This is a genomic window from Stenotrophomonas sp. SKA14 (genome assembly GCF_000158575.1).
Taxonomy (GTDB): domain Bacteria; phylum Pseudomonadota; class Gammaproteobacteria; order Xanthomonadales; family Xanthomonadaceae; genus Stenotrophomonas; species Stenotrophomonas forensis.
In genome coordinates this window covers 1,319,213-1,342,230 of record NZ_DS999412.1, presented here as the reverse complement: position 1 = coordinate 1,342,230, position 23,018 = coordinate 1,319,213, and the positions used below count along the sequence as shown (strand labels likewise).

The following is a 23,018-nucleotide window of genomic DNA, read 5'->3' as shown; positions in this document are numbered from 1 at the left end:
CCAGCCGTCTCACTCGATGTTCTGTACCTGCTCGCGGATCTGGTCGATCAGCACCTTCAGTTCGACCGCCGCATTGGACGTACGGCTGTCCACCGACTTCGAGCCCAGCGTGTTGGCTTCGCGGTTGAACTCCTGCAGCAGGAAGTCCAGGCGGCGGCCGACCGGCTCGCGCTGCTTGAGCACCCGGCGGATCTCGACGATGTGGCTGCCCAGGCGGTCCAGTTCCTCATCCACGTCCAGCTTCTGCAGCCACAGCACCAGTTCCTGCTCGGCGCGGCCGGGATCGACCGGGTGCGGCAGGTCGGCCAGGCGTGCGGCCAGCTTGGCGCGCTGGCCGTCGCGAATGGCCGGGATCAAGGTGCGCACTTCGGCGGCGATGCGCTCGATGCCATCCACGCGCTCGGCAATGGCCGTGGACAGCTTGTCGCCTTCACGCTCACGGGCGGCAACGAAGCCGTCCAGCACCTGATCGAGCAGCGACAGCGCCTCGGCCTGCAACGCTGCCGCGTCGGTCGCCTCGCCCTGGGTCACACCCGGCAGCTGCAGCAGTTCAGTGAAGCTGACCTGCAGGTTCGGGAAATCGGAGGTCAGCCTGTGTGCCAGCTGGCCCAGCTGCCCCAGCAGCACCTCATTGACCTGCAGGCTGCCCGCCGCTTCCGGCGCGCGCAGGCGCATCACCAGATCCAGCTTGCCGCGGCTCAGGCGCGCCGCAATGCGTTCACGCAGCTGCGGCTCCAGCGCCCTCAGTTCCTCGGGCAGGCGGGTGCCCACCTCCAGGAAGCGGTGGTTGACCGAGCGCAGCTCGCAGCCCAGCGTGCCCCACGGGGTGACCCGCTCGCCGCCGGCATAGGCGGTCATGCTTCGAATCATGGAATGTGTCCGGTGCGTGCAAAGGGGGAATGGTACCCTAGCGCCCTCACCTGAGCCCCCTTGCCCGCCCCGTGAAGGCCGCGGGCATGGCGGCGTACTCCCACGCCATTACGGAACCTGCACCATGTCCGATTCCCGCCCCAGCGGCCGCCAGCCCGACCAGCTCCGCCCGGTCGTCATCCAACGCGGCTTCACCCGCCATGCCGAGGGTTCGGTGCTGGTGTGCTTCGGTGAAACCCGCGTGCTGTGCACCGCCAGTGTCGAGAACCGCGTGCCGGGCTTCCTGCGCGGCAAGGGCGAAGGCTGGGTGACCGCCGAGTACGGCATGCTGCCGCGTGCCACCCACACCCGCAGCGACCGCGAAGCGGCGCGTGGCAAGCAGGGCGGCCGCACGCTGGAGATCCAGCGCCTGATCGGCCGCAGCCTGCGTGCCTGCGTGGACCGCAACGCGCTGGGCGAGCGCACCATCACCCTCGACTGCGACGTGCTGCAGGCCGACGGTGGCACCCGCACCGCCGCCATCACCGGCGCCTACGTGGCCCTGGTCGATGCAGTGAACGTGCTGATGAAGCGCGGCGACATCAAGCGCAACCCGATCCTGGGCGCGGTCGCGGCCGTGTCGGTGGGCGTGTACCGCGGCACGCCGGTACTTGACCTGGACTACGCCGAAGACAGCGACTGCGACACCGACATGAACGTGGTGATGAACGACGGTGGCGGCTTCATCGAGCTGCAGGGCACCGCCGAAGGCCACGCCTTCCGCCGCGACGAGCTGGACGCCCTTCTGGGCCTGGCCGAGAAGGGCGTGCGCGAACTGCTGGCCGCGCAGCAGGCGGCACTGTCGGCATGAACCGGCGCCTTGCCCTGACCACCCTCGTGGTGGCCGATTACGACGAAGCCATCGCCTGGTACACCGGCAAGCTCGGCTTCTCGCTGCTGGAAGACATCGACCAGGGCAGCAAGCGCTGGGTGGTGGTCGGGCCGACCGACGGCAGTGCCGCCGCCCTGCTGCTGGCCCGCGCCAGCAACGAGGAACAGCGCAGCCGCATCGGCAACCAGACCGGTGGCCGGGTCGCCTTCTTCCTCAACACCGATGACTTCCACCGCGACCACGCGGCGATGCTCGCCGCCGGGGTCGAGTTCCTGGAAGCACCGCGCGAAGAACCCTATGCAACAGTCGCGGTGTTCCGCGATCTGTATGGCAATACCTGGGACCTGCTGGAGCCCCGCCAATGAAGAAACTGGTACTGGCCAGCCACAACGCCGGCAAGCTGGTGGAGATGCAGGAAATCCTCGCCGACCTGCCGTTGCAGATCACCTCCGCCGCCGAGCTGGGCCTGGGCGACGTGGAAGAGACCGGCCTGACCTTCGTCGAGAACGCGCTGCTGAAGGCACGCGCGGCCTGCCAAGCGACCGGCCTGCCGGCGCTGGCCGATGATTCGGGCCTGATCGTCGATGCCCTCGACGGTGCACCGGGCCTGTACAGCGCGCGCTATGCCGGGCAGCCGACCAATGCCGCGGCCAACAACGCCAAGCTGCTGGACGCGATGGCCGAAGTGCCCGACGGCCAGCGCAGCGCCCGCTTCTATGCGGTGATCGTCCTGCTGCGCCATGCCACCGACCCGCAGCCACTGATCTGCGAGGGCCGCTGGGAAGGGCAGATCACCCGCGAACCGCGCGGCAGCAACGGCTTCGGCTACAACCCGGTGTTCCTGGATACCACCCACGGCCTGACCGCCGCGGAGATGGAAACGCCCCTGAAGAACGCCATCAGCCACCGCGCCCTCGCCCTGCAGCAGCTCAAGCAGCAGCTGGCCACGCTGTATTGATGCGTTCCTGATTACCCAAGGGAAGCCGGCCAGCGGCCGGCACTACCGATGAAGCCCATGCCGCACGCCCACGACCACTGCAACCACCTGCCCGGCGAAACCTGCCCGGGCGACCACGACACTCCGCCGCGCCTGGTGCCGCCGCCGTTGTCGCTGTACGTGCACCTGCCGTGGTGCGTGCGCAAATGCCCCTACTGCGACTTCAACTCGCACCAGGCCAAGGGCGAGCTGCCGTTCGATGCCTACATCGACGCGCTGCTGCGCGACCTGGACCAGGACCTGCCGCTGGTCTGGGGCCGGGTGGTGCACAGCGTGTTCTTCGGTGGCGGCACGCCCAGCCTGTTCCCCCCGGAAGCGATCGACCGTTTCCTGCAGCAGGCCAGCGCGCGCCTGCGCTTCGCGCCCAATGCCGAGATCACCCTGGAAACCAACCCCGGCACCGCCGAACACGGCCGCTTCGACCGCTACCGCGCGGCCGGCGTGAACCGCCTCAGCTTCGGCATCCAGAGTTTCGACGACGCGATGCTCAAGCGCCTGGGCCGCATCCACGACAGTGGCGAGGCCGAGCGCGCGGTGAAGATGGCGCAGGACGCGGGCTACGACAATTTCAACATCGACCTGATGTACGCGCTGCCGGAACAGACCCTGGCCGGCGCCGAGGCCGATCTGGAGCGCGCCTTCGCACTGCAGCCGGCGCACATCTCGCACTACCAGCTGACCCTGGAACCGAACACGGTGTTTTTCGCACGGCCGCCGCAGGGCATTCCCGATGAGGACAACGCCTGGGACATGCAGGAACACTGCCAGGCCCTGCTGGCACAGGCCGGCTTTGGCCAGTACGAGGTCAGCGCCTATGCGCGCCCTGGCCGGCAGAGTGCGCACAACCTGAACTACTGGCGCTTCGGCGACTACCTGGGCATCGGCGCCGGCGCGCACGGCAAGATCAGTTCCGGTGCCGAGGAGCACGTACTGCGACGCTGGAAACTGAAACATCCGCAGGCCTACCTCGAGAGCGCGGGCACCCCCGCCTCGTTCGGCGGCGACGATGTCATCGCCCCCGGGCGGCTGCCGTTCGAGTACATGCTGAACCTGCTGCGCCTGCACGAAGGTTTCAGCCTGCGCGATTTTGAATCGCGCACCGGCCTGCCGCGCAGCGTGCTGGACGCACCGCTGGCCGACGCCGTGCAGCGCGGCTGGCTGCATATGGCGGACGGCCACGTGCAGCCAACCGAGCTGGGCCGCCGCTTCACCAATGATGTGGTGAGCCTGTTCCTGGACGAGTAAGGCCTCCGCCGTAACGGATAGTGCCGGCCGCTGGCCGGCAATCCGGTGCGGATCGCGTTGCCGGCCAGCGGCCGGCACTACCGCGCATCGGGGCCATGCCCGGCAGATGCATTTCACATTCACCCTAAAGTAGCGCCGACATCGGCCGACACGGTAGATTCACCAGATCGATCCGAGGGAATCCGGGTACCGCTCGCCGATGTCAGCTGTTTTTTCCCCCACCCCTGCCGACAAGGCCCGCCTGGCCGCGGCCGACCTGCCGCCGCGGGTGCGCGAACTGCTGGGCGCGTTGATCGGCCTGTGCCGGCAGACCCTGGCCGCGCCGCTGATCCTGACCGTCGAAGCGCTGGAACAGACCCTGCTGCACGACGCCGATCGTGCGCGCAATCCGCTGCAACAAGCCGAATTGATGGCCCAGCGCGGCCAGCTGCATGCCTTTGCCGGTCATTTCCCCGACCGGATGCTGGATGCCGTTGCCGAGGCCCTGGCGCGCCTGCGCGAGCCTGCGGCTGCAACCCCCGCCGGGGCCACCCCGCCGCCGCTGCCGGGCATGCTGGGGCTGTCGCTGGTGGCCGAGCATGACGTCGACCGCGACCTGCTGCTGACCGAGATGATCCGGCGCGAAACCCTGCGCTCGACCAATACCCTGAACCTGCTCGGGCAGCGGCTGGGTGTACTGGCTGCGGCGCCGGCATTCGAGGCCGACGCGCTGCCGCTGGCACCGCAGGCATTGTGCGCGATGGTGCGCCGGCTCGCGGAGCAGGACACCCTCGGCGCCGACGTACAGCTGGCGCTGTATCGCAGCTTCGAGCGCCAGGTACTGGAACGGCTGGGCGATGTGCTCGACCGCGCCAACGCGCTGCTGGCCCAGAACGGCGTTCTGCCCGGCCTGGTCTACACGCCTTACCTGGCCCGTTCGTCGAGCACGCGACGCATCATCACCCACTCCGTCGGCGGTGGCCGCGCGACGCAGCCGGCCAAGCGTGCCCCGGCAGCGCCGCTGACCGGCTGGAACGGGTCGGCACCGTCAGGCTCGTGGTCGAACCTGGTGCAGGAGGCGGTCAGCGACGCCGGTGGCCGCGACACCGCCGTGCCTGGGCTGACCACCTCCACCGGCAGTGCGCTGCACGACCTGCTGCAGCAGGCCCGGCACGCCAGCACCGCGCCCGCGCCGTCCGCTGCGGTACCCAGCGCCGCCGTGGATGCGGTGCTCGCGCGCCTGCAGGCCCAGTCCAGCGCCGCCACCGGCCTTGCCGACCTGCAGACCGCGGTGGTCGCCCAGCTGCGCAGCGAACACGGCGCGCAGGCCCAGCTGGGCAGCCACGACCGCGACAATCTCGACCTGCTGCGCCTGCTGATGCAGCAGGTACAGCAGCAGCAACGTCCCGACCCGGTACCGGCCGCGCTGCTGGCGCGCCTGCAGGTGCCGCTGGCGCGCGCGGCCATGGCCGACCCAGGCTTCTTCGTGCGTGACGAGCACCCCGCCCGCGAACTGCTCAACCAGATCGCCGAAGCCGGCGCCCACTGGCTCGGCGATGATGACGTCGACCCCCAGCTGCTGCAGCGCATGGCGCAGAGCGTGCAGGGGCTGCTCGGCCAGGATGCGCGCACGCCCGAGGCCTTCGCTGCCGCCAATGAAGACGTGCAGCAGCACCAGCGCGCGGCCGCCCATCGCGCCGAGCTGGCCGAGCGCCGCCACGTCGAGGCCGCGCGCGGCAAGGAACGCCTGGACCTGGCACGACGCCAGGCCAGCGCACAGATCGACCAGTGCTGTGATACGCAGGCGCCGCCGCGCTTCGTGCAGACCCTGCTGCGCCAGGCGTGGGCCGACGCCCTGACATTGACCCGCCTGCGCCATGGTGACGATTCACCGCAGTGGCAGGAGCGCCTGCAGCAGACCCAGCGCATCGCGGCGGTGACCGCCCAGGCCGCGGACGCTGCCGATGGCACCGACGCTGCGCTGGCCACCGAGGTGGAAGCGGCGCTGGTGCAGGTTGGCTACCACGCCGAGGAGGCCGCCGCCGTCGCGCGTCGCCTGGCCACGCCCGGCGGCGAGGACGAAAGCACATCGCGTACCGAACTCAGCGCACGCCTGAAAGCACGCGCGCGACTGGGCGAACATGCCGGCACGTCCAGCGCAGGCGCGCCCGCCGAGCCACGCAGCAGTGCCGAAGAAGCCGCCTACCAGCAGCTGTCCACCCTGCCGTTCGGCAGCTGGTTCGACATCGACACCGGCGATGGCACGCTGCGCCGCCAGCGCCTGTCGTGGTACAGCCTGCTGACCGGCCACGCGCTGATGGTCAATCCACGCGGACAGAAGATCGCCGATACCGACCTGGACACCCTCGCCCGCCAGCTCAGCGCCGGCCGCGCGCAGCTGGTCACCGAAGACAAGGGCCGCCTGGTCGATCGTGCCTGGCAGGCCAGCCTCGATGCGCTGCGTGCGCTGGCCGCAGGCAACAGCCGGAAAACCCCTGCATGAACACCCAGCCGCCACAGGACACCCGTCGCGCACCGCGCCGCCAGGTCGCGGACCTGGTGCCGGTCACCGACCAGATGCGCGACAGCGTGGTGGGCCGCCTCGGCAACGTCTCCGAAACCGGCATGCTGATGCTGGCCAGCGTGCCGTTGCGCGAGGATGCGCTGTACCAGCTGCGATTCCCGCTGCCGATGGCCGATGGCCACCAGGAAGCCATCGACGTGGGCGTGCACCTGCTGTGGAGCGAACCGGCGCACGTGCCGGGACAGAGCTGGACCGGCTTCCGCTTCCTCACCCTGTCACGCGAACATCGGCAGCTGCTGCGCCAGTGGGTGGGCGAAGACAGCGACGAGGGACCGGTTTCGACGGCCTGAGTGCCGGTTCCGGCACAGCGGTTTTTCGCGGCATGCGGCAGAATCTAGGGCCGTTTTCCGTGTCGAGCCACCGCAATGATCCAGCAAGACCCCGGCGCCCTGTATTCCGACCACCTGGCCGTGCTGTGCCGGCGCGCCGAACAGGCGCTGGCCCGCGGCGGCTTCGATCACCTGGTGGTGCCCAGCGGCACCCTGCACTACCAGGTGTTCGACGACCGCGACTACCCGTATGCGGTGAATCCGCAGTTCAAGGCCTGGCTGCCGCTCACCCGCGTGCCGAACAGCTGGATCGTGTTCACGCCCGGCAAGCGCCCGGCGGTGATCTTCCACCAGCCCTTCGATTACTGGCACGTGGTGCCGGATGCACCGAGCGGCTGGTGGGTGGAGCACTTCGACATCCACATCATCCGCAAGCCGGAAGAGGCGCTGGCCCTGCTGCCGGCCGACCCGTCGCGCTGCGCGATCCTCGGCGAGCCGCAGAGCGCGCTGGGCGCATTCGTGCCGAACAACCCGGCGCCGGTGGTGAACTACCTGGAATGGCACCGCGCCTACAAGACGCCGTATGAAATCGCGTTGATGCGCCAGGCGCAGGTGCTGGGCGTGCGTGGCCATCGTGCCGCCGAGGCCGCATTCCGCAATGGCGCCGACGAATTCAGCATCCACATGGCCTACTGCCAAGCCGTGGGCCAGGATGCCAACGAGCTGCCGTACGGCAACATCGTGGCCTTGAACGAACATGCGGCCGTGCTGCATTACACCGAGCTGGGCCGCAAGGCGCCGCAGCCGCTGCGCAGCTTCCTGATCGATGCCGGCGCCAGCGCGCACGGCTACGCCAGCGACATCACCCGCACTTACGCCGCGCACGGCCACGACGAGTTCGCCGCGATGATCGCCGCCGTCGATGCCGCCCAGCAGAAGATGTGTGCGGCGGTGCGCGCCGGCTTCGACTACAAGCAGCTGCACGTGGACGCGCATCTCTCGCTGATGGGCGTACTGAAGGACTTCGACGTCATCAAGGTGTCGCCGCAGACCGCCGTGGAGACCGGCGTCAGCGCCGCATTCTTCCCGCACGGCATTGGCCACCTGATCGGCCTGCAGGTGCACGACGTGGCCGGTTTCGCGGCCAGCGACGAAGGCGGCCGCGTCGAGCGTCCGGCGGGGCATCCCTACCTGCGCCTGACCCGCGTGCTGGAACCGGGCATGGTGGTGACCATCGAACCGGGCCTGTACTTCATTGACATGCTGTTGAACGAAGTGAAGGACGCCGGCCATGGCGATGCGATCAACTGGGACCGCGTGGACTTCTTCCGTCCGTATGGCGGCATCCGCATCGAGGACGAAGTGCTGTGCACCGAGGGCGAAGCGGACAACCTGACGCGGCCGGTGTTTGCTGCGGCCAACGGCTGAGCCCCTCGTGGTTGGATGCTGGATCAAAAGCCGCGCCTGGCGGGGCGGGGTGGGGGCGCGGGGGACGCCGTGAACCCATCCATGGGGGCTTGGCCGCGGCATCCATGCCGCGGACACCCCCGCGACCCCACCCCGCCCCACCTCTGACAGTTTCCTGCCGCGTCCAACCACGGAAAAGAAAAAAGAAAAGCAGAAGCGGGTCGCTTGCTGCGCTCGCTCCGTGTCGACCAAGGTCGACACCCACCAACAGCCGCAGTGGCCAGTAGATCCACGCCATGCGTGGATGATTCATTCGATATCTGACAGATGTGCCGACCAACGGTCTGCACCCACCGACAGATCGCAGGGATCTGTCAGAGGCGGGGCGGTGTGGGTGGACAGGACCGTTGGCGCCATGGATGGCGCCATCGAGCCCCCATGGGTGAGGGCGCTTTGCTTGCGAAGCACTGCTTCGCAAGCGCCCGAACGCCCAGCCGCCAGCGGCTGGGCCGGACCCCGGAGGGGGGTTTACGGCGTGTCCTGACCACCCACACCGCCCCGCCATCCCACGGAATGCCGCTCTTGCTTTGGCCGTTGCCGTTGCATTGAGCAGGTGCAGGGCTGCAAGCCCTGCAGAAAAGCCCCTTACCCCGCCATCACCGCTTCAATCTCGTCGGCGCTGCGCGCCAGGCCTTCGGTCAACACGCGATGGCCATCATCGGTGATCAGCACATCATCCTCGGTACGGATGCCGATACCGCGCCAGCGTGGCTCCACCGTCGTGTCATCCACGCCGATGTACAACCCCGGCTCGATGGTGAACGCCATGCCCGGCTCCAGCAGGCGCGAATCACCGGCCAGGCGGTAATCGCCCACGTCGTGCACATCCAGCCCGATCCAGTGCCCGGTCTTGTGCCGGTAGAAGCGCTGGTACAGGCCTTCGGACAGGTTCTTTTCCAGCGTGCCCTTCAACAGGCCCAACCGCAGCAGGCCCTCGGTCAGGGTCTGCACCGCCGCCAGGTGGCCGCTCTCGTACGGCACGCCCGGCTTCGCCTGCGCCAGTGCCGCGGCCTGTGCCTCACCGACCAGGTCATGCAGCGCGCGCTGCTCGGCACTGAAGCGGCCGTTCACCGGGAAGGTGCGGGTGATGTCGCTGGCGTAGCCGCGGTACTCGGCACCGGCATCGATCAGCACCAGCTCGCCATCACGCGACCGCGCGTTGTTGTCGCGGTAGTGCAGGATGCAGCCATTGCGGCCTGCACCGACGATGCTGCAGTAGGCCGGTACGGCATCATTGGCGCGGAACACACGTTCCAGCTCGGCCTGCAGTTCGTACTCGTGGATCCCCGCCTTGGCCGCCTTCATCGCCGCCAGGTGGGCGCGCACGCTGATCTGCGCGGCATGCTGCATCAGCGCCACTTCGGCACCGGACTTGAACAGGCGCTGTTCGTGCAGCAGGTGGCCCAGCTCCAGTAACTCATGTGGCGGCTGTGCGCCGTGACGCACCTGCGAGCGCACGCGGTTGACCCAGCCGATCAGCTTCAGGTCGAAATCCGCATCGCGGCCGAAGTGGTAGTAGACGCGCGAACGCCCTTCCAGCAGGCCCGGCAGGATGTCGTCCAGATCGTCGATCGGGTAGGCATCGTCCATGCCGAACTGCGCCACCGCGCCTTCCTGGCCGGCACGGCTGCCGTCCCAGGCCTCGCGCTCGGCATCACGCTCGCGGCAGAACAGGATGGCCTCGCCATGGCGACGGCCGGGAATCAGCACCAGCACCGCTTCCGGCTCCGGGAAGCCACTCAGGTACTGGAAATCCGAATCCTGCCGGAACGGATAATGGGTATCGAGGCTGCGCACCTTCTCCGCCGCAGCCGGCAGCACCAGGATCGCGTCCTCGCCGGCCATGTCCATCAGCTGGCGGCGGCGACGCTTGTATTCGCCGGCCGCGATGCCGGTGCGCTGCTTGATATCCATCAGTTCAGGCGCTGCCGATGGCGCGAGGCCAGCACCACGTCGCCGTGCAGCAGCAGCACCGCCACGCGGATGAATTCCTCGATCTCCGACAGGGCGTCGTCGTCATCATCGCCACCGGCCTCGAAATCCTCGCTGGAGGCACGGGCCAGGCTGGCCATGTCGGTCAGCGCCTCTTCGCCCTCTTCGGACAGGGTCGGGCGACGGCCGCCGCTGCCCAGGCCGAAACCGCCCAGGAACGAGCGGGTCCAGCTGAACATGGCATCGGCCTGCGCGGCCACGTCATCGCTGTCGGTCAGCAACAGCTCGAAGGCGAAGTCGCGGTCTTCCAGTTGCTTGATGGTGACCTGCAGCAGCTGGCCCAGCACGCTGTCGGCGGCCACCGGCGGCAGGTTGTCGTCGGCCAGCACGCGCGCCGGCCAGTCGTTGCCGGGGGCGCCGCCGGCGGCCAGCCAGCCGCACAGTGCGCCGTGCAGCTCGGCAGCGGTGGCGCCCAGGCCCAGTTCCTGGCTGGCGCGGTTAACGTCGTCGACGGAGGGAAGTTCAGTCATCGTGCGGCTCGTTCGGAAAGGAAACCCGGGGCGCGCCGGCGCGCCCGTGAGACCCCGTAGTGTAGCAATCCGGCGGCGTCCTCCCCGTGGCCGTCCAGCCTTGCTGCGACAACGCTTGACCGCCCTTGCCCGGCTTGCCTATCGTGCCCGCATGGAACCCGCCGATCCCCTTGCCCAGCTGCAGGACTTCGCCGCCCGCGTGGAGGCGCTGCTTGAACGCAACCAGCGCCTGGCCGAGGAGAACCGCAGCCTGCGCCACCAGCAGGAACAGCTGGTGGCCGAGCGTTCCACGCTACTGGCCAAGAACGAGCAGGCACGCTCGCGGGTGGAAGCAATGATCAGCCGGCTCAAATCCCTGGAGCAGCACACATGAGCGCCGAACCGGTCAGTGTCCGCATCCTCGATCGTGAATACACCGTGGGCGTCGGTGGCGATGAACGCGACAGCCTGATGGCCGCCGCGCGCCTGCTCGATGCCCGCATGCGCGAGATCCGCGGCAGCAACCGCATGGCCGCCGTGGACCGCGTGGCGGTACTGGCCGCGTTGAACCTGGCCCATGAACTGCAACTGCTGCGCGACGAGAACGCCCGCCAGGCGGTGGCGCTGCAGCAGACGCTGGCCGACCTGAACCGGCGCCTGGACCGCGCGATCGACGGCGGCGCCTGAAGAACGCGCACAACGCGTCTTCTCGTATCTGAATTGGCACGGACTGTTGCCGACGAACGGCCTATCCAGATCCTGCGCGCTGGCTATAATGGCCACGCGTTCTCTGCGGTACTCGACGGCATGTGCAAACATTCGCCTTGTCCCTTAAGAACGACACCGGGAGCGCGACAGCGCCGGGAGTGCAGGTCCGCCTTGTAGCGGGAAGCCCGATGGTTCTCCAGCGTTCCCACTTGAGCCCCCGGGTTCAAGGTCGTTTCGCATGCATCGACATTGCGGAGAATGCAATATTCCAGCAAGGGCGGCGTCTTCGGGCGTCGCCCTTGTTCTTTGCGGCACAATGACGGCTGTTCCTTGCCGCACGCTGCCATGACCGACCCGCGCCAGGCCCTGCGCCACGACCTGCGGCAACGCCGCCGCGACCTTTCCGCCGCTGAGCGCATCGCCGCCGCCGAATCGCTTGCCGATGCCCTGTTGGCACTGCCGTTCGCCCCGCGCGAAGGCGCCGTGGCCGGCTACTGGGCGCTGGACGGCGAAATCGCCCTGCACCGCTGGCAGCTGCAACTGCCCGACGGCCTGACCTACTGCCTGCCGGTGCTGGCCGGCGACGTGTTGCGCTTCGCGCCATGGCGGCCCGGGCAGCCACTGACCAGCAATCGTTACGGCATTCCCGAGCCGGACATCGCACTGCAGGACACCCTGGAACCGGCGCAGATGGCGCTGGTGGTGGCCCCGCTGGTGGGCTTCGACACGCAGTGCCGGCGGCTGGGCATGGGAGGCGGCTGGTATGATCGCAGCTTCGCCTTCCGCCACGACCGGCCGGCGCCGCCCTGGCTGGTCGGTGCGGCGTTCGCGGTGCAGCAGGTCGAGTCCTTGCCGGTGGCGTCGTGGGACGTGCCGGTGGATGCGATCTGCACCGAAGGCGGCACCCTGTTCCCCTCCGCTGCCCCCGTGAACGCATGACCGCCCGCAAGCGCTACTGGCTGATGAAGTCCGAACCGGACGCCTTCTCCATCGATGACCTGGCCAAGGTCAAGGTCGAACCCTGGAACGGGGTGCGCAATTACCAGGCGCGCAATTTCATGCGCGATGGCATGCAGGTCGGCGACGGCATTCTGTTCTATCACTCCAATACCAAGGTGCCGGGCATCGTCGGCCTGGCCACGGTGGCCAGCGCGGCCTATCCGGACGACACCCAGTTCGACCCGGCATCCGACTACCACGACCCCAAGAGCACGCGCGAGAACCCGCGCTGGATGCTGGTGGACGTGGCCTTCGACCGCAAGCTCAAGCAGGTGATCGCGCTGGACGAGATCAAGCTGCACGCCGACGAACTCGGCGAAGGCTTCCCGCTGGTTGCCAAGGGCAACCGCCTGTCGGTGTTCCCGGTGACCGCCGCGCAGTGGAAGCTGCTGCTGTCGCTGGAAAAGAAATCCTGATTCCCTGCCTGAGAGTTCTCCCATGTCCGAAGCCAAGCGCCTGGCCGCCGAGAAAGCCATCGAATACGTCGAAGACGGCATGATTGTCGGTGTCGGCACCGGGTCCACCGTGGCCTATTTCATCGATGCCCTGGCCCGCATCCAGCACCGCATCAAGGGCGCAGTGTCCAGCTCCGAGCAGAGCACCGCGCGCCTGAAGCAGCACGGCATCGAGGTGATCGAGCTGAACCACAGCGGCAACCTGTCGCTGTACGTGGACGGCGCCGACGAGTGCGACCCGAACAAGTGCCTGATCAAGGGCGGCGGTGCCGCGCTGACCCGCGAGAAGATCATCGCCGAGGCCAGCGAGCGTTTCATCTGCATCGTCGACCCGAGCAAGCAGGTGCCCGTACTGGGTGCGTTCCCGCTGCCGGTGGAGGTGATCCCGATGGCACGCAGCCTGGTCGCCCGCCAGATCCGCGACATGACCGGCGGCCAGCCGACCTGGCGCGAAGGCGTGGTCACCGACAACGGCAACCAGATCCTGGATATCCACAATCTGCAGATCACCGATCCGGAAAAGCTGGAGCGCGAGCTCAACCAGCTGCCGGGCGTAGTCTGCGTGGGCCTGTTCGCGCGCCGTCGCGCCGACGTGGTGATCGTCGGCGGCGAGCCGCCGGTCGTGCTCTGACCCTTCCAAGGATCCTGACGATGTCGCTGTTGCGTTCGCTGCTGATGCTTCCGCTGCTGGCCCTGGCCGGCTGCGCCACCGACGCGGCCCGCCACTGGGTCGAGCTGGACGGCGCCCGCTACCAGGTCGAGCTGGCTACCAATGATGAAACCCGCGCACGCGGGCTGATGTTCCGCGACCAGATGGCGGCCGACCACGGCATGCTGTTCGTCCACGACCGCGAAGAGATGCAGGCGTACTGGATGAAGAACACCAAGATCGCGCTGGACATCCTGTACTTCGACAACGAACGCAAACTGGTCAGCCAGCAGCGCGACGTGCCGCCGTGCTCGGCCGGCGACATGTGCCCGCCCTACCCCAGCGGCGGCCCGGCGCGCTACGTGCTGGAACTCAATGCCGGCCAGGCCGAGAAGCTGAAGCTGAAGGACGGTACCGCGCTGACCTTCGGCCCGGGCATCGAGTAGATCTTCGCCCTGCGTTGAGCAGGACCGGTGGGTGCCGACCTTGGTCGGCACTGGCTTGCCGTGCACGGGCAGGCTGTGGTGTGGACCAAGGTCCACACCCACCGGAGGCCCATCGGCCCAGGCCATGGCTTTTTCACGCGGCACCGCTTGAAACCGCCTGCGAATGACGCCAGTCTGTGACCATGCAGGACCGGATCACACTCCCCGACTGGGATGCACTGGCCGACCTCGAAGACGAGGCGCTGCCACTGTTGCCGACCGCGCTGCTGATCGCGCGCGATGAATACCCCGATCTGCAGCCGTCCACCTACGACGCGCTGATCCAGAGCCATGTCGACCACCTCCGCTCGGAAGTGGAGGCCATCGACAACAGCCCATTGAAGATGGCGGCGATCAACCGCCACCTGTTCGACGAGCTGGGCTACAGCGGCGACCACGACGAGTACTACGACCCACGCAACAGCTACCTCAACCAGGTGTTCGAGCGCCGCCTGGGCAATCCGATCTCGCTGGCCCTGGTGCAGATGGAAGTCTCGCGCCGGCTGGGTATTCCCCTTGATGGCGTGTCCTTCCCCGGCCACTTCCTGGTGCGCCTGCCGGTGGATGACGGCGTGCTGGTGATGGACCCGTTCAACGGCGGCCGGCCACTGGACGTGGACGAACTGCGCGAGCGGGCCAAGTCACACCTGGGCGGGCAGATGCCCGACGACCAGGTGCTGGCGCAGATCCTCGACCCGGCGCCGGCGCGCGCGATCCTGATGCGCATGCTGCGCAACCTGCACGGCGTCTATGCCGAAGCCGGCGAGTGGGACCGCGCTGCACGCAGCGCCGATCGCCTGCTCAAGCTGGCCCCGGAACAGAACGACGCCCTGCGCGACCGCGGCCTGGCCTACCTGCAGCTGGAGTACCTGGCAGGTGCCCGTCATGACCTGGGCCAGTACCTGAAGCGCAACCCGGAGGCCAGCGATGCGCAGTGGCTGCGCGAGAAGCTGATCGACCTCGGCGGGCCGATGCCGCGGCTGCATTGATTCTGTCAGGTGTGCGGACCAACGGTCCGCACCCACCGGAGGGTCTGGTCAATCGACCTCGACCATCTCGAAATCGGCCTTGGTCACCCCGCAGTCCGGGCAGGTCCAGGTCTCGGGAATGTCCTCCCAGCGCGTGCCCGGCGCGATGCCCTCCTCCGGCAAGCCGTCCGCTTCGCTGTACAGGAAGCCGCAGACCACGCACATCCAGGTACGCAAGGTGGTGGGGGTGGCATCGCTCATCGGATAATCAGGGCTGGATTCACGGGCCGCCATTGTCCCATCGCGGTCCACTCACCGGTAGCCATCGATGACTTCAGCTTCCCCGGCGCCCCGCGGCGTCTACCTGATCACCCCGGATGAACCCGATACCGCACGCCTGCTGGTGCGCACCGCGCCGCTGCTGGCCGCCGGTGCCACCTGGCTGCAGTACCGCAACAAGACCGCCAGCGATGCCTTGCGGCTGGAGCAGGCCAGGGCCCTGCAGGGCCTGTGCGCTGCCCATGGCGTACCGCTCATCATCAATGACGACCCGCTGCTGGCCAAGGCGGTCGGCGCGGCCGGCGTGCATCTGGGCGGCACCGACGGCGACATCCCCAGCGCGCGTGCCCTGCTGGGGGCCGAGGCCATCATCGGCGCCTCCTGCTACGACCAGCTGGCCAATGCAGAAAAGGCCGTGGCCGCCGGTGCCAGCTATGTGGCCTTTGGCGCCTTCTTCCCCACCACCACCAAGATCACCACCAGCCGCGCCCACCCCGACCTGCTGCGGCAAAGCGCCGCACTGGGCGTGCCGCGGGTGGCGATCGGCGGGCTGACCCCGGACAATGTCGGTCCCATCATCGACGCCGGCGCCGATCTGGTCGCCGTGGTCAGCAGCGTGTTCGCCGCCGAAGACCCGGTCGCAACCCAGCACGCCCTCCTCGCCCAGTTCGCGTAACACCCAGGAAAGCCCCATGAACCACGACCAGTCCCACGCCCTGTTCTCCCGCGCCCAGCAGCTGCTGCCGGGCGGCGTCAATTCGCCGGTGCGCGCGTTCAAGTCGGTCGGCGGCGAGCCGTTCTTCGTCGAGCGCGCCGACGGCGCCTACCTGTACGACGTCGACGGCAACCGCTACATCGACTACGTCGGTTCCTGGGGCCCGATGATCGTCGGTCACAACCACCCGGCGGTGCGCCAGGCGGTGAAGAAGGCCATCGACAACGGCCTCTCCTTCGGCGCGCCGTGCGCGGCCGAAGTGACCATGGCCGAGACCATCACCCGCCTGGTGCCGTCGTGCGAGATGGTGCGCATGGTCAACTCCGGCACCGAGGCGACGCTGTCGGCGATCCGCCTGGCGCGCGGCGCCACCGGCCGCAACCGCATCGTGAAGTTCGAAGGCTGCTACCACGGCCACGGCGACTCGTTCCTGGTCAAGGCCGGCAGCGGCATGCTGACCCTGGGCGTGCCGACCTCGCCGGGCGTACCGGCCGGGCTGAGCGAGCTGACCCTGACCCTGCCCTACAACGACTTCGACGCGGCCACGGCGCTGCTCGAACAACAGGGTAACGACATCGCCGGCCTGATCATCGAACCGGTGGTCGGCAACGCCAACTGCATTCCGCCGCGCGACGGTTATCTGCAGCACCTGCGCGAACTGTGCACGAAGCATGGCGCGCTGCTGATCTTCGACGAAGTGATGACCGGTTTCCGGGTTGCCCTTGGCGGTGCGCAGACGCACTACGGCATCACTCCGGACCTGACCACCTTCGGCAAGATCATCGGCGGCGGCATGCCGGTCGGTGCCTATGGCGGTCGACGCGAGCTGATGCAGCAGATCGCCCCGGCCGGCCCGATCTACCAGGCTGGCACGCTCAGCGGCAATCCGGTGGCGATGGCCGCCGGCCTGGCGATGCTGGAACTTGTCCAGCAGCCGGGTTTCCATGCCGACCTCGCCGAGCGCACCGCGCGCCTGTGTGCCGGCCTGGAAGCGGCGGCAGCCGAAGCAGGCGTGGCCGTAACCACCACCCGCGTCGGCGCGATGTTCGGGCTGTTCTTCACCAGCGAAAAGGTAGAGACCTATGCGCAGGCCACCGCCTGCGACATCCCGGCGTTCAACCGTTTCTTCCACGCGATGCTGGAACAGGGCGTGTTCCTGGCACCGTCGGCGTACGAAGCCGGTTTCCTGTCCAGCGCCCATGACGATGCCGTGATCGAGGCCACCCTCGCCGCTGCACGCGTGGCATTCAAGGCCGCCAAGGGCTGAGTGCTGCCCCGGTAGGTGCCAACCTTGGTTGGCACTGCCGTGTACGGCATCCACGCATGGCGTGGATCTACTGCCGTGGTCCATCCACGCATGGCGTGGATCTACCGCCGTGGCCCATCCATGCATGGCGTGGATCTACCAGTAGAGCCACGCCATGCGTGACTGCGCTCAACCGAAGACGAGCTTGCCCTTCATCATCGCGAAGTGGCCGGGGAACGAGCAGAAGAAGGTGTAGTCGCCGCCCTTCTGCAGGCCCTGGGTGGAGAAGCGCACGCGCGTGGTCTCGCCACCTCCAATGACCTTGGTGTGGGCCAGCACGCGCTTGTCGGCCTTCGGCAGGTAACTGTCGGCCAGGGTCATGCGCATGCCCGCCATCGCCACCGGCTGGTAGTCGGCCGTGCGGGTCAGCACCCAGTTGTGGCCCATCGCGGTAGCGGCCAGCTTGCCGGTGTGGCGCAGGGTCAGGTCCACCGCACTGCAGTCGGCGGCAACCTTGATCTCGCGGCTGCTGAAACTCATCTGGTCGGTGCTGTCGATGCTCACCGCACACACCCGCGCCATTGCCGACGGCGCCAGCATCAGCGCACCCAGTCCAATCGCCACCGTCCAAGCCTTCATCGCTGCATCTCCTGCGGATTCAAACGCCATTCTAGGCAGGCCCATGTGCTCCCGTCTGCGACCGTCTGTCGCATGCACGCTCCAGGGTTTGCGCGCATCCATGGCAATGGCATGCTCGGCCAATGCGGATCGATCTGTTGCTGCTGGATGTGGACGGCGTGCTGGTGCAGTACCAGCGCGCGCAGCGCGTGCTGCACCTGGCGCAAGCGCTGGACGTTTCCCCGCAGGCCGTGCAGGCCGCGCTGTACGACAGCGGGCTGGAAGCTGCGCATGACCGTGGTGCACTGGATGGCCCAACCTATCTGGCGCAGCTGGGCGGGCTTCTGGGCAGGACGGTCGATATGGCCACCTGGGTGGCTGCACGGCAGGCCGCCAGCCATCCGCAGGTGGCCGTGCTGCAGCGGCTGCAGACCCTGCAACTACCCATGGCGGTACTGACCAACAACGGCGCGCTGATGGTGCAGGCATTGCCCGCCCTGCTGCCGGACCTGTTCCCGGCGCTGCAGGACCGCGTGTTCTGCAGTGCCGATTTCGGCCTGCGCAAACCGCAGCCGACGGTGTTCCAGCGCGTGCTCGAGGCACTGCAGGTTGCGCCTGCGCACACCTTGTTCCTCGATGATCTTTTCGCCAACGTGCGTGGCGCGCGCGCGGCCGGCCTGCATGCCGAAACGGTACGCGACGGGCGCGGGTTGGGGAAGGTGTTGAAGCGCTACGCAATCCTGTAGAGCCGGGCATCGGCCCGGCTCTACCGCCAAGGATCAGCGCGTGGCGATGAACGCGGCAATCGCTGCGCGCAGGCGTTTCAGGCCTTCGGCCACTTCTTCGTCGGTGATGTTCAGCGACGGCACGAAGCGCAGCACGTCCGGGCCGGCCTGCAGGGTCAGCAGGCCCTGCTCGGCGGCATGGTCGAGGATCGCACCGGCCTGGCCGGCGAAGTCCTTGCTCAGCACCGCGCCCAGCATCAGGCCACGACCGCGCACATCGCTGAACACGCCGAACTCGTCGTTGATACGCGCAAAGCCATCGCGCAGCGCCTTCGACTGGCGGCTGACGTTGGCGGCGATCTCCGCCGAGGCAAGCTTGCGCAGGGCCACGCGGGCGACCGCTGCGGCCAGCGGATTGCCACCAAACGTGGTGCCGTGCGCGCCGAACTGCATGGTCTCGGCCACCTTCGGGCCAGCCAGCATCGCGCCGATCGGGAAGCCACCGCCGAGCGCCTTGGCCAGGGTGACCATGTCCGGCACCACATCGTCCTGCCAGTGTGCGAACAGCGTGCCGGTGCGGCCCATGCCGGCCTGGATCTCGTCCAGCACCAGCAGCGCGTTGTGCTGGTCGCACAGTTCGCGCACGCGCTTGAGGAAACCGGACTTGGCCGGCATCACGCCGCCCTCGCCCTGGATCGGCTCCAGCATCACCGCCGCCACGTCACCGGCGGCCATTGCGGTTTCAAGCTGCACTTCATCGTTGAAATCGATGTAGCGGAAGCCGCCGGGCAGCGGCTCGTAGCCTTCCTGGTACTTCGGCTGGGCAGTGGCGGTCACCGCGCCCAGGGTGCGGCCGTGGAAGCTGCCACGGAAGGTGATGATCACCCGCTTGTCGGCCGGGCGGCCCTGGCTGGAGGCCCACTTGCGGACCATCTTGATCGCCACTTCGTTGGCTTCGGCGCCGGAATTGCACAGGAACACGCGCTCGGCGAAACGGCTGGCCTTGACCAGCTCTTCGGCCAGGTGCAGCGGCGGCGCGCTGTAGAACACGTTGCTGGTGTGCCAGAGCTTGCCGGCCTGCTCGACCAGCGCGGCCACCAGGTCCGGATCGTTGTGGCCCAGGCCACACACGGCGATGCCGGCGGCCAGGTCGATGAACTCACGGCCCTGGCTGTCCCACACGCGGGCGCCCTGGCCTCGCTCCAGTACCACCTGGCGGGGCTTGTAGACCGGCAGGTAGTAGTGCGAAAGGGAGATCAGCGGGTCGGTCGCGGCGGTCATGGCAGTCGGCAGGGTTCAGGAATCCCCATTCTCGCGCCGGAACCCCTGCGGCACAATGCGCCCATGCGACCGTTTTCCGCCCCCCAGCTGAACCCCGCCACCGAGACCGGCTGGCGCCGTCGGTGGTTCGACATCATCTACCGCCACGACTCGCGGCCTTCGCGCAATTTCGACCTGATCCTGGTGGTGGCGATCATCGCCAGCATCCTGGTGGTGATGATCGACAGCGTGCAGCACCTGCATGCCGAATGGTCCACCGGCCTGTACATCCTGGAATGGGCGTTCACGATCATCTTCACCGCCGAGTACCTGCTTCGCCTGGCGGTGGTCAAGCGCCCGCTGCGTTACGCGGTAAGCATCTGGGGCATCATCGACCTGCTGTCGATCCTGCCCGCCTACCTGTCGTTGTTCATTCCCGGCGCGCAGAGCCTGCTGGTGGTGCGCGCGCTGCGCATCCTGCGCGTGTTCCGCATCCTCAAGCTGACCCGCTACATCGAGGAAAGCGGCGTCCTGATGACGTCGCTGTGGCGCAGCCGGCGCAAGGTGCTGGTGTTCCTGTTCACGGTGATCACCATCACCATCATCGCCGGAGCGCTGATGTACGTGATCGAAGGGCCGGAACATGGCTTCAGCAATATTCCGGCCAGCATGTACTGGGCGGTGGTGACCATGGCCACGGTCGGCTTCGGCGACATCGTGCCGCAGACCGTACTCGGCCGCTTCGTCACCTCGGTGCTGATCCTGATCGGCTACAGCATCATCGCCGTGCCCACCGGCATCTATACCGCCGAACTGGCCAGCACCATGCGCGAGGCCGAGCTGGCCGCACGCCGCGATGCCCGCGGCTGCCCGCACTGCGGGCTGGAGGGCCACGAGCCGGACGCCCGCCACTGCCGCAGGTGCGGCGGTGAACTGCCGGATGCGTTCAGCCATTGAGGCACATGCCGGCCAGCGGCCGGCACTACCCTCGGTAGATCCACGCCATGCGTGGATCCTCCTCAACGCATGCGATTGCTGGTGGTCACCAGATCGTTGTACGCGTCCAGGATCGTCGACTGCGCGCCTTCAGGATCGGTGGTGAGCCAGCTGCCCGAGGCCTTGCGCTCGGCCGCCAGCGCTTCGGCGCTGATCGGCTTGCCCTGTTCCAGGCGCTCGACGCCGCGGCCTGCGGTACGCACCAGCTTGTCGGCCGAGCGCTGCACATGGCCCCACATCGGGTTGTCCTTGCCGACACCGCCGTTCTGCACTTCGGTCACCAGCGCCTGATACTCGGCCAGCTGCTTGCGCACTACCGCCAGGTCCGGCGCGTCCCCCTGGAACGCCATGGCCAGCTGCTTGCCATCACCGAGGATGCGCAGGTGGTAGTAGGCCAGCGAGCGACCCTCGCTTTCCTCGATCCGCTTCAGCTCCGCGGCGCGGCGCTCGTTTTCGTTCTTCTCCAGCGCCACATCCATCGCTTCGCTGGCCTTGAAGAAGGCGGCATAGGCCTGCATCAGCGGCGCATGCTGCGCGCGCATGCCTTCGCCGCCATCACGACGATAGTCTTCGCGGGTGAAGTAGCCATCGGCGCGCTCGGTCAGGGCATTCAGGGCCTGGAACGCCTGCTGATAGTCGCGCGCGGGGCCATCCATCGGCAGTGCCGGGGTCTTCGCCAGTGCGTCGGTCATCGGCTGGCCGCAATACTCGATCCGGTGCGACAGCACCTTGCCGGGCGAGCGCGGTTGCGCTTCCTTGCCGGTCGGGCCGGCCTCGGGATCCTTCATCCAGCCGGTGTAGGTCTGGAAGCCTTCGTGAACGGGCTGTTCGACGCCGTTGTAGCACTCGATGTAGGCATTGACCTTTACCAGCCCCGGGTCGGCCACGGCCAGCCCCGCCGGCTTGTTGCAGCCGGTCAGGCCTGCCAGCGAGCCAAGCAGAAGCAACGGGAGCATGCGTGTGGATGCGTTCAAATCAGTTCCTTGCACAAGTAAAAACTGCAGTCATCGTGGTTCATCGCGCCCACGCCCGTCCCGGCAGCGCCGGAAGAGGCCGCCCTTCGGAGCCCCGTCCTGGGTCGCGCCGCAATCGACATGTTCGATTACGACAAAATGACGCGATGAACGCCTCGGTTACTGGCGGTTGCTCTGGAAAACGAGCGTGTTGTATTCCTGCATCAGCTTGCTGGCAGAGCCGCGCGGCGCCATCGAGGGCGAATCAAGCATGCGCCGTTCGAAATCGGTGTAGGGCTTGTTCTCGCTGACACGCTGCAGCCGCTCCTTGCCTTCGCGGCGGAAATTCTCGGCTCCACGCTCGAAGCCTTCCCAGTCCGTCTTGCCCGGCTGCTGGTCGGCAACCTTGGCGTGCGCTTCATCGGAAATGCGGTTGAAGGCATCCAGATGTTCGCGGGCCGCGGCCTGATCAAAGCCGTCATCGGTCATCAGCTCCACGATCGCCTTCGCTTCCAGCATCATCGCCAGGCGGTAGTACTCGCGCGTGCGCCCCTCGGCCTGTTCCAGTGCTTTGAGCTGCTCGCGCTGGGCAGCGTCGTTGTGGCGCTCCAGTGCGGTGTTGAACGTTTCGCTGGCAACCACGAAGTCCTTGAAGGCGGCCATCAAAGGCGCATGCATCTGCTTGCCCTTGGCAAACTGATCGTCTTCGTAGTCTTGGCGATCGTAGTAGTCGTGCGCGTCCTTGCTGAGCGGCACCAGTGCCTTCAGCGCCTGCTGATACCGGCCGGCAGCGGTATCAAGATCGGCCAGGGCCGGCTTGGCAGCGATCGCTTCGGTCACCGGCGCGTCGCACTGCTTCATGTCGTAGTCGCTGATCTCGAACGGCCCGTACACCTGCGTCTCGCGCCCGCTCGGGCCGGCGTCGACGTCCTTGATCCAGCGCGTGTAGGACTCGATGCTGCCGTGTGTTTTCGAATCAAGCGCGTTGAAGCAGCCGATGTAGGCGTTGAGTTTTGCGGTCAACTGCTGCTGTGCGTCGGAGGTCGCGGTGCTGGCCTCCGGCTTGCCTGAAGGGCCAGCGTCACCCGCGGTTGCCGGCGCCTTGTCACCGCAGGCGCTCAGCATCAATGACAGCGACGCGGCCAGCGCCGCGAGGGAAAGAGTGCGTGACATGCGTTCACTTCCTTGTTGAAAACGGTTACAGCCGCGCATTCTAGCGCAGCAGGCCGAGGGTCGCAG

The 23,018-nt window shown here is 67.7% G+C and carries 26 protein-coding genes and 1 other RNA gene; 19 read left to right on the top strand and 8 right to left on the bottom strand.

All coding sequences use genetic code 11. From position 1 onward, the window contains the following. Positions 1–9: 9 nt before the first annotated feature. The gene (locus tag SSKA14_RS06205; protein ID WP_040007165.1) at positions 10–870 is read right to left on the bottom strand and encodes a YicC/YloC family endoribonuclease; all 861 of its coding nucleotides are present in this window, start codon (positions 868–870) and stop codon (positions 10–12) included. Between the two features lie 124 nt (positions 871–994). Between SSKA14_RS06205 and rph the strand changes: the two genes are divergently transcribed. The 7 genes from rph to pepQ all read left to right on the top strand — a co-directional run bounded on the left by rph (position 995) and on the right by pepQ (position 8,243). Further along, positions 995–1,720, top strand: coding sequence for a ribonuclease PH (gene rph / locus SSKA14_RS06200; protein ID WP_008267511.1), 726 nt, complete (start codon positions 995–997; stop codon positions 1,718–1,720). Further along, positions 1,717–2,106, top strand: coding sequence for a VOC family protein (locus tag SSKA14_RS06195; protein WP_008266541.1), 390 nt, complete (start codon positions 1,717–1,719; stop codon positions 2,104–2,106). Before rph ends, SSKA14_RS06195 begins: the two co-directional genes overlap by 4 nt. Beyond that, positions 2,103–2,699: an RdgB/HAM1 family non-canonical purine NTP pyrophosphatase gene (gene rdgB, locus SSKA14_RS06190; protein ID WP_008267199.1), complete on the top strand. Its 597-nt coding sequence runs from the start codon at positions 2,103–2,105 to the stop codon at positions 2,697–2,699. Before SSKA14_RS06195 ends, rdgB begins: the two co-directional genes overlap by 4 nt. Positions 2,700–2,756: 57 nt before the next feature. Next, positions 2,757–3,983, top strand: a complete 1,227-nt coding sequence (gene hemW, locus SSKA14_RS06185; protein ID WP_008266304.1) for a radical SAM family heme chaperone HemW — start codon at positions 2,757–2,759, stop codon at positions 3,981–3,983. Between the two features lie 199 nt (positions 3,984–4,182). Next, on the top strand, positions 4,183–6,465 hold the full coding sequence (locus tag SSKA14_RS06180) for a DUF1631 family protein (protein ID WP_008264622.1): 2,283 nt from the start codon (positions 4,183–4,185) through the stop codon (positions 6,463–6,465). Beyond that, a complete protein-coding gene (locus tag SSKA14_RS06175) occupies positions 6,462–6,836 on the top strand; it encodes a PilZ domain-containing protein (protein WP_008265534.1) in 375 nt (124 codons plus the stop codon). Before SSKA14_RS06180 ends, SSKA14_RS06175 begins: the two co-directional genes overlap by 4 nt. A 75-nt stretch (positions 6,837–6,911) precedes the next feature. Beyond that, positions 6,912–8,243, top strand: coding sequence for a Xaa-Pro dipeptidase (pepQ, locus tag SSKA14_RS06170; protein WP_008266915.1), 1,332 nt, complete (start codon positions 6,912–6,914; stop codon positions 8,241–8,243). A 624-nt stretch (positions 8,244–8,867) separates the two neighbouring features. Here pepQ and SSKA14_RS06165 read toward each other — a convergent pair. Beyond that, positions 8,868–10,190, bottom strand: coding sequence for an aminopeptidase P N-terminal domain-containing protein (locus tag SSKA14_RS06165; protein WP_087944940.1), 1,323 nt, complete (start codon positions 10,188–10,190; stop codon positions 8,868–8,870). Positions 10,191–10,195: 5 nt separating this feature from the next. Beyond that, positions 10,196–10,744: a UPF0149 family protein gene (locus tag SSKA14_RS06160; protein WP_008265035.1), complete on the bottom strand. Its 549-nt coding sequence runs from the start codon at positions 10,742–10,744 to the stop codon at positions 10,196–10,198. 151 nt (positions 10,745–10,895) lie between these two features. On the opposite strand from SSKA14_RS06160, the gene SSKA14_RS06155 reads away from it, so the two are divergent. From SSKA14_RS06155 to SSKA14_RS06125, 8 genes are all read left to right on the top strand, one after another. Then, positions 10,896–11,117, top strand: a complete 222-nt coding sequence (locus SSKA14_RS06155) for a TIGR02449 family protein (RefSeq protein ID WP_005410898.1) — start codon at positions 10,896–10,898, stop codon at positions 11,115–11,117. Further along, on the top strand, positions 11,114–11,410 hold the full coding sequence (locus tag SSKA14_RS06150) for a cell division protein ZapA (protein WP_006467013.1): 297 nt from the start codon (positions 11,114–11,116) through the stop codon (positions 11,408–11,410). Before SSKA14_RS06155 ends, SSKA14_RS06150 begins: the two co-directional genes overlap by 4 nt. A gap of 97 nt (positions 11,411–11,507) precedes the next feature. Next, positions 11,508–11,693, top strand: a non-coding RNA gene (ssrS, locus tag SSKA14_RS23290) — 6S RNA. 83 nt (positions 11,694–11,776) lie between these two features. Continuing rightward, complete coding sequence (locus SSKA14_RS06145; protein WP_008266179.1) at positions 11,777–12,370, top strand: 5-formyltetrahydrofolate cyclo-ligase; 594 nt, start codon at positions 11,777–11,779, stop codon at positions 12,368–12,370. Continuing rightward, positions 12,367–12,846: an EVE domain-containing protein gene (locus SSKA14_RS06140; protein WP_008264983.1), complete on the top strand. Its 480-nt coding sequence runs from the start codon at positions 12,367–12,369 to the stop codon at positions 12,844–12,846. The genes SSKA14_RS06145 and SSKA14_RS06140 overlap by 4 nt, the downstream gene beginning before the upstream one ends. Positions 12,847–12,868: 22 nt before the next feature. After that, complete coding sequence (rpiA, locus tag SSKA14_RS06135; RefSeq protein WP_008266405.1) at positions 12,869–13,516, top strand: ribose-5-phosphate isomerase RpiA; 648 nt, start codon at positions 12,869–12,871, stop codon at positions 13,514–13,516. A 20-nt stretch (positions 13,517–13,536) separates the two neighbouring features. Next, a complete protein-coding gene (locus SSKA14_RS06130) occupies positions 13,537–13,980 on the top strand; it encodes a DUF192 domain-containing protein (RefSeq protein ID WP_008266483.1) in 444 nt (147 codons plus the stop codon). Between the two features lie 182 nt (positions 13,981–14,162). Further along, entirely contained in the window at positions 14,163–15,008 is an 846-nt protein-coding gene (locus SSKA14_RS06125; RefSeq protein WP_008268113.1) for a SirB1 family protein, read from the top strand. 48 nt (positions 15,009–15,056) lie between these two features. Here SSKA14_RS06125 and SSKA14_RS06120 read toward each other — a convergent pair whose 3' ends face one another. Continuing rightward, a complete protein-coding gene (locus SSKA14_RS06120; RefSeq protein WP_006467103.1) occupies positions 15,057–15,281 on the bottom strand; it encodes a rubredoxin in 225 nt (74 codons plus the stop codon). 34 nt (positions 15,282–15,315) lie between these two features. Between SSKA14_RS06120 and thiE the strand changes: the two genes are divergently transcribed. Both thiE and hemL read left to right on the top strand, forming a co-directional pair. Beyond that, positions 15,316–15,942 carry a thiamine phosphate synthase gene (gene thiE, locus SSKA14_RS06115; protein ID WP_008264571.1) on the top strand — a complete coding sequence of 209 codons (627 nt, stop codon included), beginning with the start codon at positions 15,316–15,318 and terminating at the stop codon, positions 15,940–15,942. Between the two features lie 16 nt (positions 15,943–15,958). Further along, a complete protein-coding gene (hemL, locus tag SSKA14_RS06110; protein WP_008267215.1) occupies positions 15,959–17,248 on the top strand; it encodes a glutamate-1-semialdehyde 2,1-aminomutase in 1,290 nt (429 codons plus the stop codon). A gap of 168 nt (positions 17,249–17,416) precedes the next feature. Here the strand turns inward: hemL and azu are convergent, their stop codons facing one another. After that, complete coding sequence (gene azu, locus SSKA14_RS06105) at positions 17,417–17,866, bottom strand: azurin (protein WP_040007155.1); 450 nt, start codon at positions 17,864–17,866, stop codon at positions 17,417–17,419. 122 nt (positions 17,867–17,988) lie between these two features. Here azu and SSKA14_RS06100 point away from each other — a divergent pair, with 122 nt between their 5' ends. Next, positions 17,989–18,591 carry an HAD-IA family hydrolase gene (locus SSKA14_RS06100; RefSeq protein WP_008267502.1) on the top strand — a complete coding sequence of 201 codons (603 nt, stop codon included), beginning with the start codon at positions 17,989–17,991 and terminating at the stop codon, positions 18,589–18,591. Positions 18,592–18,624: 33 nt separating this feature from the next. Here the strand turns inward: SSKA14_RS06100 and SSKA14_RS06095 are convergent, their stop codons facing one another. Beyond that, a complete protein-coding gene (locus SSKA14_RS06095; protein WP_008267566.1) occupies positions 18,625–19,851 on the bottom strand; it encodes an acetylornithine transaminase in 1,227 nt (408 codons plus the stop codon). 63 nt (positions 19,852–19,914) lie between these two features. Between SSKA14_RS06095 and SSKA14_RS06090 the strand changes: the two genes are divergently transcribed. Further along, complete coding sequence (locus SSKA14_RS06090; RefSeq protein ID WP_008267646.1) at positions 19,915–20,787, top strand: ion transporter; 873 nt, start codon at positions 19,915–19,917, stop codon at positions 20,785–20,787. A gap of 62 nt (positions 20,788–20,849) precedes the next feature. Here SSKA14_RS06090 and SSKA14_RS06085 read toward each other — a convergent pair whose 3' ends face one another. Both SSKA14_RS06085 and SSKA14_RS06080 read right to left on the bottom strand, forming a co-directional pair. After that, positions 20,850–21,782: a YiiG family protein gene (locus SSKA14_RS06085; protein ID WP_008267926.1), complete on the bottom strand. Its 933-nt coding sequence runs from the start codon at positions 21,780–21,782 to the stop codon at positions 20,850–20,852. A 177-nt stretch (positions 21,783–21,959) separates the two neighbouring features. Further along, entirely contained in the window at positions 21,960–22,952 is a 993-nt protein-coding gene (locus tag SSKA14_RS06080; RefSeq protein ID WP_040007151.1) for a YiiG family protein, read from the bottom strand. Positions 22,953–23,018: the final 66 nt, after the last annotated feature.

Bases quoted from the DNA above. Each gene is read 5' to 3' on its own strand.
- SSKA14_RS06205 (WP_040007165.1), bottom strand. From the start codon at position 870: ATGATTCGAAGCATGACCGCCTATGCCGGCGGCGAGCGGGTCACCCCG.
- rph (WP_008267511.1), top strand. From the start codon at position 995: ATGTCCGATTCCCGCCCCAGCGGCCGCCAGCCCGACCAGCTCCGCCCG.
- SSKA14_RS06195 (WP_008266541.1), top strand. From the start codon at position 1,717: ATGAACCGGCGCCTTGCCCTGACCACCCTCGTGGTGGCCGATTACGAC.
- rdgB (WP_008267199.1), top strand. From the start codon at position 2,103: ATGAAGAAACTGGTACTGGCCAGCCACAACGCCGGCAAGCTGGTGGAG.
- hemW (WP_008266304.1), top strand. From the start codon at position 2,757: ATGCCGCACGCCCACGACCACTGCAACCACCTGCCCGGCGAAACCTGC.
- SSKA14_RS06180 (WP_008264622.1), top strand. From the start codon at position 4,183: ATGTCAGCTGTTTTTTCCCCCACCCCTGCCGACAAGGCCCGCCTGGCC.
- SSKA14_RS06175 (WP_008265534.1), top strand. From the start codon at position 6,462: ATGAACACCCAGCCGCCACAGGACACCCGTCGCGCACCGCGCCGCCAG.
- pepQ (WP_008266915.1), top strand. From the start codon at position 6,912: ATGATCCAGCAAGACCCCGGCGCCCTGTATTCCGACCACCTGGCCGTG.
- SSKA14_RS06160 (WP_008265035.1), bottom strand. From the start codon at position 10,744: ATGACTGAACTTCCCTCCGTCGACGACGTTAACCGCGCCAGCCAGGAA.
- SSKA14_RS06155 (WP_005410898.1), top strand. From the start codon at position 10,896: ATGGAACCCGCCGATCCCCTTGCCCAGCTGCAGGACTTCGCCGCCCGC.
- SSKA14_RS06150 (WP_006467013.1), top strand. From the start codon at position 11,114: ATGAGCGCCGAACCGGTCAGTGTCCGCATCCTCGATCGTGAATACACC.
- SSKA14_RS06145 (WP_008266179.1), top strand. From the start codon at position 11,777: ATGACCGACCCGCGCCAGGCCCTGCGCCACGACCTGCGGCAACGCCGC.
- SSKA14_RS06140 (WP_008264983.1), top strand. From the start codon at position 12,367: ATGACCGCCCGCAAGCGCTACTGGCTGATGAAGTCCGAACCGGACGCC.
- rpiA (WP_008266405.1), top strand. From the start codon at position 12,869: ATGTCCGAAGCCAAGCGCCTGGCCGCCGAGAAAGCCATCGAATACGTC.
- SSKA14_RS06130 (WP_008266483.1), top strand. From the start codon at position 13,537: ATGTCGCTGTTGCGTTCGCTGCTGATGCTTCCGCTGCTGGCCCTGGCC.
- SSKA14_RS06125 (WP_008268113.1), top strand. From the start codon at position 14,163: ATGCAGGACCGGATCACACTCCCCGACTGGGATGCACTGGCCGACCTC.
- SSKA14_RS06120 (WP_006467103.1), bottom strand. From the start codon at position 15,281: ATGGCGGCCCGTGAATCCAGCCCTGATTATCCGATGAGCGATGCCACC.
- thiE (WP_008264571.1), top strand. From the start codon at position 15,316: ATGACTTCAGCTTCCCCGGCGCCCCGCGGCGTCTACCTGATCACCCCG.
- hemL (WP_008267215.1), top strand. From the start codon at position 15,959: ATGAACCACGACCAGTCCCACGCCCTGTTCTCCCGCGCCCAGCAGCTG.
- azu (WP_040007155.1), bottom strand. From the start codon at position 17,866: ATGAAGGCTTGGACGGTGGCGATTGGACTGGGTGCGCTGATGCTGGCG.
- SSKA14_RS06100 (WP_008267502.1), top strand. From the start codon at position 17,989: ATGCGGATCGATCTGTTGCTGCTGGATGTGGACGGCGTGCTGGTGCAG.
- SSKA14_RS06095 (WP_008267566.1), bottom strand. From the start codon at position 19,851: ATGACCGCCGCGACCGACCCGCTGATCTCCCTTTCGCACTACTACCTG.
- SSKA14_RS06090 (WP_008267646.1), top strand. From the start codon at position 19,915: ATGCGACCGTTTTCCGCCCCCCAGCTGAACCCCGCCACCGAGACCGGC.
- SSKA14_RS06085 (WP_008267926.1), bottom strand. From the start codon at position 21,782: ATGCTCCCGTTGCTTCTGCTTGGCTCGCTGGCAGGCCTGACCGGCTGC.
- SSKA14_RS06080 (WP_040007151.1), bottom strand. From the start codon at position 22,952: ATGTCACGCACTCTTTCCCTCGCGGCGCTGGCCGCGTCGCTGTCATTG.